The sequence below is a fragment of the Streptomyces cinnamoneus genome (assembly GCF_014650495.1).
In the GTDB taxonomy this organism is placed as follows: Bacteria; Actinomycetota; Actinomycetes; order Streptomycetales; family Streptomycetaceae; genus Streptomyces; species Streptomyces cinnamoneus.
The window spans coordinates 58,260-71,573 of record NZ_BMVB01000017.1 but is presented as its reverse complement, the minus strand read 5'-3'; the positions used below and the strand labels follow the sequence as shown (position 1 = coordinate 71,573).

Sequence of the window (13,314 nt, the reverse complement as noted above, 5' to 3'; positions counted from 1 at the left end):
TATGTGGCAAAGCTCTCAGCGGACCGCGGGCGCGAGCCACTCGCGCACGATCCCCGGAGCCGCCGCCTCCGCGAAACCCGCTGCCCCGACTGCGGACATGTCCCGGATGCGGTACCCGTCCTCCCCGCCCAGGACCGCCGCCGTGACGGTCACCACACCCGCCCGTCGCGAAAAGGGCGTGTCGGTAAAAGTCCAAGCAAGCACGGCATCGCGGTCGAGGGTCACCGTCTCGCGGCCGAACGTGCCCGAGCGCACCACCAGGTGACGCCCGTGCAGGGCGTGCCCGAGCGAGCGGTGGGCGTCGCGGGCCAGCGCCCGGGCGACCGGGGAGGCGAGCAGCGTCCACCCCGCCGCGCAGAGGAGGAGGACGGGTGTGAGCAGCCACCCCAGCACCGCGAGCGCCGCCGTGACCGGCAGCACGCCCCAGCCGATCGCCCACGTCACCCGCCGCCGCAGGGCGGCCCGCGGGTGGGGTCGCAGCTCCCGCTCGGTGCCCGCCCCCGCTCCCAGCAGCCCGGCGCACACGCCCGTGGCGACCGCGCGCGGCGCGGGAGGCAGGACGACGCTGCGCGTGCGGTTCTGGTCGCGGTTGCCGAGTCCGCCGGCGACGGCGCGGACGCTCGCCCCGCCGCCGGCGCGCAGCAACAGCGGCTCCCGCAGGGCCACTCCGCACAGCCGGGCCCGTTCGATGGTGACGGTCCTCTTCGTCAGCAGGCCGCGGCGGACGGCGAGGGTGGACGGACCGGCCCATTCCAGGCGGTACCGCCACCAGCCCTCCGCGGTGACCAGTACCGCGCCGACGGCGCCCAGCGCGGTGACGGCCAGCAGGGCCAGGGGGATCGTCAGCCACAGCACGCTGTCGCCGAACTCCTCGGCCGCGTCGTGGACCCAGCCGATCCGCCAGGGCTTGATCCGCAGGGCGGTCAGCACCTTCCACACCGTGCCGGCCACGACGAGGACGCCGCCGATGACCCAGAAGGTGAGCGGTGCGTACCGCAGCCACGCCGCCCGGCCCACGGCGAGCACCGGGCCCCGGGGCCCGGCCACCGCCGTTGCCGCGGGGTGGTCGTACTGCGGCCGGGCCGCGGCGTCGAGGCGGGCGGCCAGCTGCCGGGCGACGCCCTCGTCGAGCCCGCCGATCCGCAGGTCGCCGGCGGTCGAGCCGGTGCCGACGGTCACCGTGGCGAGCCCGAACCGCCGCTGGAGGGGCCCCCGGCGGACGGCGGCGGACCGCACGCGGGACAGCGGCACCATCCGGCGCCGGCGCCACAGCCAGCCGCTGTCGGCGCGCACCGCCGACTCCCCCAGCTCCCAGGCGTGCACGCGGTGGCGCCGGGCCGGCATGGCCAGGGCGTACCCGAGCGCGGGGAGGACGAGGACGAGGGCCGTCAGGGGGGCCAGCCAGGGCAGCGCGCCCGGGAAGAAGAGGAGGCACGAGGCGAGGAGCGCGCCGGCCACGAGCAGGGGGCCGCTCGCGGCGAGCCATGCCCGGGCGGTCCACCAGCGGCGGGCGCGGGGGCCGACGGCGTGGGCCGGCGGCCGGAGTTCCACGTGCGTTTGCGGAGGGTGCGGATCTCCGGCCACCATGTTCCCCCGATTTCTTTCCAAGTCAGTTGTATCGTCATGTGAATCGTATGGCAATACAGCTGACCCGCAAAAACCCGAGAGGCAGGCGCCGTGCCCAAGCGCGTCGACCATGACGAACGCCGCCGCACCATCGCGGAGGCCCTGTGGCGGATCGCGTCCACCCGCGGCCTGGAGAGCGCGAGCCTGCGCGACGTGGCGGCCGAGGCGGGGATGTCGCTCGGGCAGCTGCAGCACTACTTCCGCAGCCGGGGCGAGATGCTCGTCTTCGCCCTGGACCACATCAACCAGTACGCTGCCGCCCGCGTCCGCGACCGCGTCACGGCCGTGACCGACACCCCGTCCCCGCGCACGGTCCTCGGCGAGATCGTCGCCGAGCTGCTGCCGCTGGACGACAACAGCCGCAACGGCATCCTGGTCCAGCTCGCCTACTTCACCCTCGCCATCCACGACGAGCGGATGCGCCACTACGCCAAGGAGGGCACCCCGGCGCTCGTCTCGCTGCTGGCGGGGCAGATCCGGCGGGGCATCGAGCGCGGCGAGGTGGGGGCCGACAGGGATCCCGAGACGGAGGCGATCCTGCTGATCTCCATGAGCGACGGCCTCGGCAACTACGTACTGCTCGACGTGCTCACGCCCGCCGAGGCGCTGCGCCTGGCCACCGCACACCTGGACCGGCTGTTCACACCCTGACCGCGCGCGGCGGCTCCGGGGGCGGTCAGCCGCCGGAGCGGGGCGCGGCGCGGCGGCCCGGGGTCAGCGCGTCCGCCAGTTCGTCGAGCGCGTCCAGCAGCAGCTCCGAGGCCCGCACCGCCACCCCCTCCTCGCCCGCCGCCGCCCGCCAGGCGGCGTGCGCCCGGTGCGGGGCCGACCAGTCCAGCGGCCGGCGCTCACGCACGGCGGACACCGCTTCCGGCAGCGCGGCACGCAGGGCGGCCGCGAACGTCCCGGCCCCCGGCGAGGCTCCGGCGTCCCGGTCCGGCATGTGGGCCTCCATCAGCATCGTCGCGCGCCCCATCGTGGCGAGCGCCGACTCCGCCCCGCGTTCGGCGCGGCGCGAGATGCCCCGGTGGCGCACCGGCTCCTTCTCCGCGCGGGCGACGGCCTCCTCCCATTCCAGGCGGGCCGCCCGCGAGTCCAGCAGGGCCTCGCGCACCCGGCGCGGCCTGCGGTCGGCGGGGAGGGCGTACACGGCGAGGACGGCGAGGGAGTAACGGCCGTTGGTGTGCAGCCAGTCGGCGAGCCGGTCGCGCAGCCGCAGCGTCTCCCAGGCGGGGAAGAGCGCATAGGCGGTCAGCGCCAGCAACCCGCCGAGCAGGGTCAGCGTCAGCCGGGCCCACACCGTCTGCGACCAGCCCTCGCCCGCGATGCCGAGCAGGAAGACGACGTAGGCGGCCAGGCAGGTGGAGGCCACGCTGTAGCCCGTGCGCAGCAGCAGGTACATCAGCGCGATGCACAGCACCGCCAGGCCCGCGCACACGTACGTGCCCGGGTGGACGAGGACCATGAGGCCGCCGGCGAGCCAGACGCCGACGACGGTCCCGGCGAAGCGCGCGACGCCCCGCGAGAAGGTCTGGGCGAAGTCCGGGCGCATGACCATCACCGAGGTCATGGGCGCCCAGTAGCCGTGGCCCAGCGGCAGGGCGTTCCCCAGGGCGTAGCCCGCCGAGACCACCGCCGTGACCCGTACCGCGTGCCGTCCGATGGCCGAGGACCAGCGCGCCTCGCGCTGCAGGGCCCGCAGCCCCACGGGCACCAGCCGGGGCACGGAGGGGCGCAGCAGGTGCCGGCGCTCGCCGGGGGCGGCGGGGCCGGTGGACTGCACGCGCTCGTCGGCCGCCTCGACGACGTCGGCGAGCAGCACGATCAGCCGCAGCCCGGAGCGGCGGGCGGCGCCGTGGAGGACCAGCCGGTCCTCGTCGGGCACGTCCAGCGCGGCCATCACCTCGGGGGTCATCGTCACCGGCTTCCCCCAGCGGACGGCGTGCGCCACCGCGTCGAGCACGGCCGCGGCGGCACCCAGCAGTTCACGGACGCGGTCCCGCTCGGGCCCCTCGTCGGGCGCGCCCGTGACGGGGTCGGCGAGCGAGGCCAGCACGGGCCGCAGCCGCTCGGCCAGGCCGCGGGGGCCGGCCAGCTGGTGGGGGCGGCGCCTGGCCTGGCGCGGCGTCAGGGCGGCGGCGCTGCGGGCGTCCATCAGCGGCTGCGGGTCGAAGCGGGCCACGGGGTCGTGGCGCAGGCGGCGGGCGTAGTCGGCCTCGGCGGCGAGCGCGTCCGCCAGCACGTCGCGCTGGCGCCCCCAGGGGCGGATCGGGAAGACGATGATGAGCGCCGCCTGCACCAGCCCGCCGAAGAGGATGAGGCCCGCGTGGTGCAGCGCGCCGAGGACCGAGGTGGGCAGGGTGACGGTGAACAGCATGACGGCGACCATCTGCGAGGCCACCATGCCCGACACCGGGCCGATCGCCCACGCCATGCCCGCCAGCAGCGTCCAGAGGGCCAGCAGGACGGCGAAGACCACGGGATCGGCGATGGCCATGTAGCCGATGAAGGTGCTGAAGGCCAGGCCGGCCGCCACGGCCAGGGCCAGCACCGGCCGCGGCCGCCAGCTGCGCTGGAAGGTGGCCAGCCCCGAGGCGAAGGCGCCGAAGGCGGAGGCCACCGCCAGCTGGGGCGTGAACAGCCACAGGTTGACGCCGATGACGATCGCGACGCCGCACGCGCCGCGCAGCGCGACCAGCGGTTCCAGTTTGGTCCGCTCGATCGTCAGCCCGGCACGTGCGGTGGCCTTCAGCGCGCTCGTCCAGGTCATGCCCGCAGCTTACGGTCCGATCACCGCACAACGGGGCAATCAGGACTAGCGGTGGCTGGGGAAGCCCAGGTCCACACCGCCGTCCTGCGGGTCGGGCCAGCGGGTGGTGACGACCTTGCCGCGGGTGTAGAAGTGCACGCCGTCGTTGCCGTAGACGTGGTGGTCGCCGAAGAGCGAGTGCTTCCAGCCGCCGAAGGAGTGGTAGCCCACCGGCACCGGGATGGGCACGTTGACGCCCACCATGCCCGCCTCGACCTCCAGTTGGAAGCGCCGGGCCGCGCCGCCGTCGCGGGTGAAGATCGCGGTGCCGTTGCCCCACGGCGAGGCGTTGATGAGGGCCACGCCCTCCTCGTAGGTCTCCGCGCGCAGCACGCACAGCACGGGGCCGAAGATCTCCTCGCGGTAGGCGTCCGCGGAGGTGGGCACCTTGTCGAGCAGGGACAGCCCGATCCAGTGCCCGTCCTCGTAGCCCTCGACCGTGAAGCCCGTGCCGTCGAGGACGACCTCGGCGCCCTGGGCGGCGGCGCCGTGCACGTAGGAGGCGACCTTGTCGCGGTGGGCCCTGGTGATGAGCGGCCCCATCTCGGACGTGGGGTCGTCGCCCGGGCCGATCTTGATCTTCTCGGCGCGCTCGCGGATCTTCGCCACCAGTTCGTCGCCGGTGTCGCCCACCGCGACGACCGCGGAGATCGCCATGCAGCGCTCGCCGGCGGAGCCGTAGGCGGCGGAGACGGCGGCGTCGGCCGCGGCGTCGAGGTCGGCGTCGGGCAGGACCAGCATGTGGTTCTTGGCACCGCCGAGCGCCTGGACGCGCTTGCCGTGGGCGGAGGCGGTGGTGTGGATGTGACGGGCGATCGGGGTGGAGCCCACGAACGAGACGGCGGCGACGTCGGGGTGTTCGAGCAGCCGGTCGACGGCCGTCCGGTCGCCGTTGACGACGTTGAGGACGCCGTCGGGCAGGCCCGCCTCGGCGGCGAGTTCCGCGAGGCGGATCGCGGGCGAGGGGTCCTTCTCGCTGGGCTTGAGGACGAAGGTGTTGCCGCAGGCGACGGCCAGCGGGAACATCCACATCGGCACCATGGCCGGGAAGTTGAACGGCGTGATGCCGGCGACGACGCCCAGCGGCTGCCGGATCGAGGCGACGTCGACCCGGCCGGAGACCTCGGTGGACAGCTCGCCCTTGAGCTGCGTGGTGATCCCGCAGGCCAGCTCGACGATCTCCAGTCCGCGGGCGACCTCGCCCAGCGCGTCGGAGTGCACCTTGCCGTGCTCGGCGGTGATCAGCGCGGCGAGCTCGTCGCGGTGGGCGTCCAGCAGCGCGCGGTAGCGGAACAGCACCGCCGTGCGCGCGGCCAGCGAGGAGCCGCCCCACGTCGCGTACGCGGCCTTGGCGGCCGCGACGGCCGCGTCGACCTCCTCGGCGGACGCGAACGCGACCCGCGTGGTGACGGCACCGGTCGCCGGGTCGGTCACCGGCCCGAACTCGCCGGAGGTGCCTTCGACGGACTTGCCGTCGATCCAGTGGTGGACGGTCTTCATCTGCTGCGGCCTCTCACTTCAAAGATAGCGACGGCGGGCGACTGCGTTGCGGTCGTACTCCTCCCGGGCCGTCACGGCCGCCGGGCGGGTCGCGGTCTCGGCGACAGGCACATCCCACCACGCCTGTGCGGGGGGCGCGCCCGGCACTGTGTCGGCTGTTTCGGTCTCCACGTAGACACATGTGGGCCGGTCCGAGGCGCGGGCCTCGGCCAGCGCGGCCCGCAGCTGGGCGGTCGTGCGGGCGCGCAGCACGGTCATGCCGAGCGAGGCGGCGTTGGCGGCCAGGTCCACGGGCAGCGGGTCGCCGGTGTACGTGCCGTCGGGCGCGCGGAAGCGGTAGGCGGTGCCGAAGCGCTCGCCGCCCACGGCCTGGGAGAGGCCGCCGATGGAGGCGTAGCCGTGGTTCTGCACCAGGACCACCTTGATGGCGATCCCCTCCTGCACGGCCGTGACGAGCTCGGTCGGCATCATCAGGTAGGTGCCGTCGCCGACGAGCGCCCACACCGGGCTGTCGGGGTCGGCGATCCGCACGCCGATGGCGGCCGGGATCTCGTAGCCCATGCAGGAGTAGCCGTATTCGAGGTGGTACTGGCGGCGGGAGCGGGTCCGCCAGAGTTTGTGCAGGTCGCCGGGGAGCGAGCCCGCCGCGTTGATGATCACGTCCTCGTCGCCGACGACGGCGTCGAGCGCGCCCAGCACCTGGGCCTGGGTGGGGCGGGCCCCGTCGCCGCGCCCGTCGGACGGGGAGTACGCGCGGGCGACGACCGTCTCCCACTCGGCCTTCCCGGCGGTGTACGCGCTCGCGTACACGTCCGGGACGCGGTACCCGCGCAGGCCCTCGGTCAGCGCCTCCAGCCCCGTGCGGGCGTCGGCGACGAGCGGCCGGCCGGCCATCTTGTGGGCGTCGTGGGGGGTGATGTTGAGGTTGACGAAGCGGACGCCGGGGGCGGCGAAGAGCGTCGCGGAGGCGGTGGTGAAGTCGCTGTAGCGGGTGCCGACGCCGATGACGAGGTCGGCCTGGGCGGCGAGGGCGTCGGCGACGGCCGTGCCGGTGTGGCCGATGCCGCCGATGTCGCACGGGTGGTCGTGGCGCAGCGAGCCCTTGCCGGCCTGGGTGGAGGCGACGGGGATGCCGGTGGCGTCGGCCAGCGCGCGCAGCGCGTCCTCCGCCTCGCTGTGGTGCACGCCGCCGCCGGCGATCAGCAGGGGCCGCCGGGCGGACCGCACGGCCCGCACCGCCTCGGCCAGCTCGGCCGGATCGGGGGCGGGGCGGCGCACGTGCCAGACGCGCTCGGCGAAGAACTCCTCCGGCCAGTCGTACGCCTGCACCTGCACGTCCTGCGGCAGGGCGAGCGTGACGGCCCCGGCCTCGACGGGGTCGGCGAGGACGCGGGCCGCTTGGAGCGCGGCGGGGATCAGCGCCTCGGGCCGGGTGACGCGGTCGAAGAAGCGGGAGACCGGCCGCAGGCAGTCGTTGACGGACACGTCGCCGGCGCCGGGGTGTTCGAGCTGCTGGAGAACGGGGTCGGCGGGGCGGGTGGCGAAGGTGTCGCCGGGCAGCAGGAGGACGGGCAGGCGGTTGACGGTGGCGAGGGCGGCGCCGGTGACGAGGTTGGTGGCGCCGGGGCCGATGGAGGTGGTGACGGCATGGGCGGAGAGCCGGTCGTGGTGGCGGGCGTAGCCGACGGCGGCGTGCACCATGGCCTGTTCGTTGCGGCCCTGGAGGTAGGGCAACGCGTCGCCGCTCTCCAGCAGCGCCTGGCCGATCCCGGCCACGTTGCCGTGGCCGAAGATGCCCCAGCAGGCGGCGATCAGGCGCCGGCGGCGCCCGTCGCGCTCGGTGTGCTGGCGGGCCAGGAACTCCACCAGGGCCTGGGCGACAGTGAGGTGCCGGGTGGTCATCGGTCCCCTCCGGGGCGGGTCAGCGGCAGGCGCGGGTCGACGGCCTGATGGGGCCAGGTGGTCCGGATCCAGGCGTGGTCGGGGTGGTCGCGGATGAGCCACTCCCGCTCGGCGCCGGGGCCGGCCATGACGTTGAGGTAGTACATGTCGTGCCCGGGCGCGGCGATGGACGGGCCGTGCCAGCCGTCGGGGATCAGCACGGCCTCGCCGGTGCGGACCTCGGCGAGCACGTCGGTGCCCCCGTCGCGGGAGGGCGAGACCCGTTGGTAGCCGAGGCCCGGGCGGCCCTCCGGGGAGTCCGCGATCTCGAAGTAGTAGATCTCTTCGAGCTCGGACTCCCGGCCCGGGTGGTGCTCGTCGTGCTTGTGGGGCGGGTAGGAGGACCAGTTGCCGCCGGGGGTGAGGACCTCGACCGCGATGAGCCGGTCGCAGTCGAAGACGCCCGCGGCGGCGAAGTTGTTGACCTGGCGGGAGCAGGTGCCGCTGCCGCGCGTCTCGACGGGCACGGACCGGGCGGGGCCGTAGCGCGCCGGGAACCGGCGCTCGCAGCGCGCCCCGGCGAGGGCGATGCGGCCGCCGGCGGGCGCGGTGAGGGTGACGCGGGCGTCGCGCGGGACGTAGGCGAAGTCGGTGACGGCGGTGAAGACACCGGCACGGCCGTGGAGTGCGAAGGAGTCGCCGTCGGTGGTGGTGACGGTGACGTCGCGGCTGCTGAGGGGGAGGACGATCCACTCGCTGCCGGCGGTGTCGAAGGTGTGACGGCCGCCGGCCGGGAGGGCCAGGACGCGGAGGGAGCTGTACGCCCAGCCGGCGTCCTCGGGGGTGATGTGCAGGGTGTACGGGTGGCTGGGCGGGGTCATGCGGTTCCTCGTCTCGTGACGCCGGTTCGACACCGCCGGGGAAGGCGGCGGGGACGGATCGCCGGTGCGGCGGGCTCCCTCTCCCCGCCCCGGCCCCGGCTGGGGGCCGGCCGGGCCCGGGGCGCCGGCGCACGTCACAGCAGCCCCACGGCCGTGTCCACGGCCGCTTCGACGTCCCCGTCCGGCGGGTACAGCAACGCCCGCCCCACCACCAGCCCCTGAACGGTCGGCAGCCGCAGCGCCGCCCGCCACCGCTCGTAGGCCGCCTCCTGGTCGTCCCCCACGTCGCCGCCGAGCAGCACCGCCGGCAGGGTCGAGGTCTCCATCACCCGCGCCATGTCCTCGGCGTCCTGGGTGACGGGCACTTTGAGCCAGGTGTACGCGGACGTGGCGCCGAGCCCGGAGGCGATGGCGATGGACGTGGTGACGGCTTCCGGGCCGAGGTCGTTGCGGACCGTCCCGTCGACGCGCCGGGACAGGAACGGCTCGACGAACACCGGCAGCCGCCGGGCGGCCATCTCGTCGATGGCGCGCGCCGCGGACTCCATGGTGGTCAGCGAGCCGGGGTCGTCGTAGTCGATGCGCAGCAGCAGCTTGCCGGCGTCGAAGCCGCGCCGGACGAGGTCGTCCGCGCGGGGGCCGGTGAAGCGGTCGTCCATCTCGAAGGAGGCGCCGAAGAGACCGCCGCGGTTCATGGAGCCCATGACGACCTTGTTCTCCAGCGCGCCGAGCAGCAGCAGGTCGTCGAGGATGTCGGCGGTGGCGAGCACGCCGTCCACACCGGGGCGCGCGAGGGCGCGGCAGAGCCGCTCCAGGAGGTCGGCGCGGTTGGCCATGGCGAGGCTCCGCCCGGCGACGTCGAGGGCGCCGCGCGCGGTGTGGTCGGCGGCGACGATCATGAGCCGCCCGCTGTCCCCGACGAGCGGCCGCCGCACCCGCCGCGCGGCGGCCTCACCGATGGCCTCCGGATGCCGACTGCGCACCCCGGTCAACTCCCCGATACGCACCCCCTTCACGCGCCACCCCCGACCGGCCGACGCCCTGCGAGGGGGCTGCCGGGAGCGGGGCCGGCATCCGGTACGGCCCCGAGGCCGGTGGCCGGGCCAGGCGTCACCCCCGGGCGCGGTCCGGTGTCGTCGGACGCCCCCGCACCCGTATGGGGACCGGTGGGGGCGCCGGCGCTCGCGGCATCACCGGCACTCGCGCCGCCGGCAGCCGATCCGGCCCCGGGCCCGGGACCGTCACCAGGGACGGCCCCCGGGCCGGTGCCCGGGCCCGGGCGCGGTCCGGTGTCGTCGGACGCCCCCGTACCGGGGCCGGGGGGGCCGCCGGCAGCCGTCGCTCCCCCTCCCCTCAGTACCTCCGCGACCTCGTCGCGGTCCGGCATCGCCGACGAGCACGCCAGGCGCGACGCCACGATCGCGCCCGCCGCGTTGGCGTAGCGCACGGTCCGGGGCAGGTCCCAGCCCGCGAGGAGGCCGTGGCAGAGGGCGCCGCCGAAGGCGTCGCCGGCGCCGAGGCCGTTGACGACCTCCACCTCCACCGGCGGTACCCGCACGGCGGTGCCGTCGCGGTGGACGGCGAGCACGCCCTCGGGCCCCTGTTTGACGACGGCGAGCTCCACGCCCGCGGCCAGCAGGGCCCGCGCCGCCGCGTGCGGCTCGCGCTCCCCGGTGGCGACCTCGCACTCCTCGGCGTTGCCCACCGCCACGGTGGCGTGGGCGAGGGCGGCCGCGTAGTGCGGGCGGGCGGCGGCCGCGCCGCCCGCGGCGTCCCAGAACACCGGCCGCCAGTCGAGGTCGAAGACGGTGACCGCCCTCCGCGACCGCGCCGCGAGCGCGGCGAGCGTCGCGCCGCGGCTGGGCTCCTCGCTCAGGCCCGTGCCGGTCATCCAGAAGACGCGGGCGGCCCGTACCGCGTCCAGGTCCAGCTCGTGGGCGTGGATCTCCAGGTCCGGCGCCTTGGGCCGGCGGTAGAAGTACAGCGGGAAGTGGTCCGGGGGATGCATCTCGCAGAAGGTCAGGGGCGTGGGATAGGCGGCCACGGGCGTCACCCAGCGGTCGTCCACGCCGAAGTCGCGCAACGCCCGGTGCAGGAAGCCGCCGAACGGGTCGTCGCCGGTGCGGCTGATCAGGGCGGTGCGGCGGCCCAGCCGGGCCGCGGCGACGGCCACGTTGGCGGCCGATCCGCCGAGGAACCTCCCGAAGGTCTCGGCCTCGCCCAGCGGCACCCCGGTCCGCAGCGGATAGAGGTCCACCCCGAGCCGGCCCATGGTGATGAGGTCGTAGGGACCGGTCATGGTCTTCCCCTCCGCGCTTCGGCTCGCTCCGGGCTCAGGTCTAGCCGGGCGCGCACAGCCATGTCAAGCATTTGTCCTTACATACGGACGTCGCCACATCAGGGCGTCTCCGAGGGAGGATTGACGTTACGTCCATATGTCCGGACGAAGCCTTGACACTCCCCTGCCCAGCCAGGAAGCTACGGGCATCCCCAGCCCTTGCCCGGTCACTGCCGACCGGCGAGAGGAGAGCCGCCGCATGGACGCCGCCGCCCGACCGCCCCTTGCTCCCGCTCTGGACCGCATCCGCGTGGGCTCCGCGCCGGATTCGTGGGGCGTCTGGTTCGCCGACGACCCGGCCCAGGTCCCCTGGGAGCGCTTCCTGGACGAGGTCGCGGAGGCCGGCTACGAGTGGATCGAGCTGGGCCCGTACGGCTATCTGCCCACCGACCCCGCCCGGCTGCGCGACGAGACCGGCCGCCGCGGCCTGCGGGTCTCCGCGGGCACGGTCTTCACCGCCCTGCACCGCGGCCCCGCCGTCTGGGAGGAGACCTGGGAACAGGTGTCTCGCGTCGCGGCGCTGACGCGGGCGATGGGCGCGCACCACCTGGTCGTCATCCCGTCCTTCTGGCGCGACGACCGGACGGCGGAGCTCATCGAGAGCCCGGAGCTGACCGCCGAGCAGTGGCGCCACCTCAACACCGGCATGGAGCGGCTGGCCGAGCGGGTCCTGGGCACGTACGGGCTGTCCATCGCCGTCCACCCGCACGCCGACACCCACATCGACACCGAGGCGCACGTCGAACGCTTCCTCGACGCCACCGACCCCGGCCTGGTCAACCTCTGCCTGGACACCGGCCACTACGCCTACTGCGGCGGCGACAGCGTCAAGCTCATCAAGACCTACGGGGAACGGATCGACTACCTCCACCTCAAGCAGGTGGACCCGGCGGTCCTGTCCGACGTGCTCGGGCAGGGCCTTCCCTTCGGCCCGGCCGTGCAGCGGGGCGTGATGTGCGAACCGCCGCGCGGCGTCCCGGCGCTGGAGCCCGTGCTGGCGGCCGCACAGGGACTGGGCGTGGACCTGTTCGCCATCGTCGAGCAGGACATGTACCCCTGCCCGCCCGACCGGCCACTGCCCATCGCCCGGCGCACCCGCGCCTTCCTGCGCTCCTGCGGCGCCTAGCCCCAGCGGAAACGAGCCTTCGAGGAACGAGCAATGACGCACAACGGAACCCTGGGCGTGGCCGTGATCGGCACCGGCCGGATGGGCTCGGACCACGTCCGGCGCCTCGACGAGGTCGTCAGCGGCGCCCGGGTGAGCGCCGTGGTGGACATCGACGCCGCCCGCGCCGAGGCGGTGGCCGCCCGCGTCCCGGGGTGCACCGCGTGGACCGACCCCGCCGCCGCCATGGCCTCCGCCGACGTCGACGCCGTGCTCGTCGCCTCCCCCGGCCCGGCCCACGAGGCCGCGCTGCTGGCGGCGTTCGAGCACGACCTGCCGGTGCTGTGCGAGAAGCCGCTCACCCCGGACGCCGCCTCCGCCCTGCGGGTGGTCCAGGCGGAGACCCGGCTGGGTCACCGGCGGGTGCAGGTGGGCTTCATGCGGCGCTACGACGCCGAGTTCCGGCAGCTGAAGGCGCTGCTGGACGGCGGCGGGCTCGGCCGGGCGCTGATGCTGCACTGCACGCACCGCAACGCCTCCACGCCACCGGGCTTCACCAGCCGGATGACGATCAACGACTCGGTGGTGCACGAGATCGACGTGACCCGCTGGCTGCTGGGCCAGGAGATCACGGCCGTCACCGTCCTGCGGCCGGCCCCCTCGGGCGACGCGCCCGCAGGGCTGAGCGACCCGCAGCTCGTCCTCCTGGAGACCTCGGGCGGCGCGGTCGTGGACGTCGAGATCTTCGTCAACTGCGGCTTCGGCTACCAGGTGCGCTGCGAGGCCGTCGGCGAGCGCGGCACCGCCCGGGCCGGCGATGCGCACGGGCTGTACGTCAACGCCGCCGGCCGGTGGGGCGGGGAGATCGCGCAGGACTACGTGGTGCGCTTCCGGGACGCCTACGACCGTCAGCTGCAGACGTGGGTCGACGCCACGCGGCGCGGCGAGACCGTGGGGCCGAGCGCCTGGGACGGCTACGCGGCCGCCGCCGTCTGCGAGGCGGGCGTCCGGGCCCAGGAGACGGGCCTGCGCACACCGGTCACCCTCACCGAACGGCCCGGCCTCTACGCGGCCGACGAGGCAACGGCCGAGGAGCTGACGGCGGATGACACGAAGGCGGGCGGGGCGAAGGCGAGCGGGACGACGGCGGGCGCGCACCATGGCCGGTGACCGC

9 protein-coding genes and 1 pseudogene are annotated in these 13,314 nt (G+C 75.1%); 3 read left to right on the top strand and 7 right to left on the bottom strand.

Features of this window, described 5'->3' with window-relative positions; genetic code table 11:
- Nucleotides 1-15 precede the first annotated feature (15 nt).
- Nucleotides 16-1,551, bottom strand: a complete 1,536-nt coding sequence (locus IE182_RS22405; protein WP_229845020.1) for a PH domain-containing protein — start codon at nucleotides 1,549-1,551, stop codon at nucleotides 16-18.
- 126 nt (nucleotides 1,552-1,677) lie between these two features.
- Between IE182_RS22405 and IE182_RS22400 the strand changes: the two genes are divergently transcribed.
- Entirely contained in the window at nucleotides 1,678-2,277 is a 600-nt protein-coding gene (locus IE182_RS22400; protein WP_190111675.1) for a TetR/AcrR family transcriptional regulator, read from the top strand.
- Nucleotides 2,278-2,302: 25 nt separating this feature from the next.
- Here the strand turns inward: IE182_RS22400 and IE182_RS22395 are convergent, their stop codons facing one another.
- The 6 genes and pseudogenes from IE182_RS22395 to iolC form a co-directional block, all read right to left on the bottom strand.
- Nucleotides 2,303-4,396, bottom strand: a complete 2,094-nt coding sequence (locus tag IE182_RS22395; protein ID WP_190111674.1) for an FUSC family protein — start codon at nucleotides 4,394-4,396, stop codon at nucleotides 2,303-2,305.
- 45 nt (nucleotides 4,397-4,441) lie between these two features.
- Nucleotides 4,442-5,935, bottom strand: coding sequence for a CoA-acylating methylmalonate-semialdehyde dehydrogenase (locus tag IE182_RS22390; protein ID WP_190111673.1), 1,494 nt, complete (start codon nucleotides 5,933-5,935; stop codon nucleotides 4,442-4,444).
- Between the two features lie 18 nt (nucleotides 5,936-5,953).
- Complete coding sequence (iolD, locus tag IE182_RS22385; RefSeq protein WP_190111672.1) at nucleotides 5,954-7,837, bottom strand: 3D-(3,5/4)-trihydroxycyclohexane-1,2-dione acylhydrolase (decyclizing); 1,884 nt, start codon at nucleotides 7,835-7,837, stop codon at nucleotides 5,954-5,956.
- The gene (iolB, locus tag IE182_RS22380; RefSeq protein WP_190111671.1) at nucleotides 7,834-8,697 is read right to left on the bottom strand and encodes a 5-deoxy-glucuronate isomerase; all 864 of its coding nucleotides are present in this window, start codon (nucleotides 8,695-8,697) and stop codon (nucleotides 7,834-7,836) included. The genes iolD and iolB overlap by 4 nt, the downstream gene beginning before the upstream one ends.
- 134 nt (nucleotides 8,698-8,831) lie before the next feature.
- Nucleotides 8,832-9,704 carry a Cgl0159 family (beta/alpha)8-fold protein gene (locus tag IE182_RS22375; protein ID WP_190111722.1) on the bottom strand — a complete coding sequence of 291 codons (873 nt, stop codon included), beginning with the start codon at nucleotides 9,702-9,704 and terminating at the stop codon, nucleotides 8,832-8,834.
- Nucleotides 9,705-9,913: 209 nt separating this feature from the next.
- A pseudogene (gene iolC / locus IE182_RS22370) lies at nucleotides 9,914-10,996 on the bottom strand (5-dehydro-2-deoxygluconokinase); the annotation flags it as partial.
- A 238-nt stretch (nucleotides 10,997-11,234) separates the two neighbouring features.
- Between iolC and IE182_RS22365 the strand changes: the two are divergent.
- Both IE182_RS22365 and IE182_RS22360 read left to right on the top strand, forming a co-directional pair.
- Nucleotides 11,235-12,161 (top strand): sugar phosphate isomerase/epimerase family protein, encoded by a 927-nt coding sequence (locus IE182_RS22365; protein ID WP_190111669.1) that lies wholly within the window; start codon nucleotides 11,235-11,237, stop codon nucleotides 12,159-12,161.
- A gap of 33 nt (nucleotides 12,162-12,194) precedes the next feature.
- Nucleotides 12,195-13,310, top strand: a complete 1,116-nt coding sequence (locus IE182_RS22360) for a Gfo/Idh/MocA family protein (RefSeq protein WP_190111668.1) — start codon at nucleotides 12,195-12,197, stop codon at nucleotides 13,308-13,310.
- Nucleotides 13,311-13,314 lie beyond the last annotated feature (4 nt).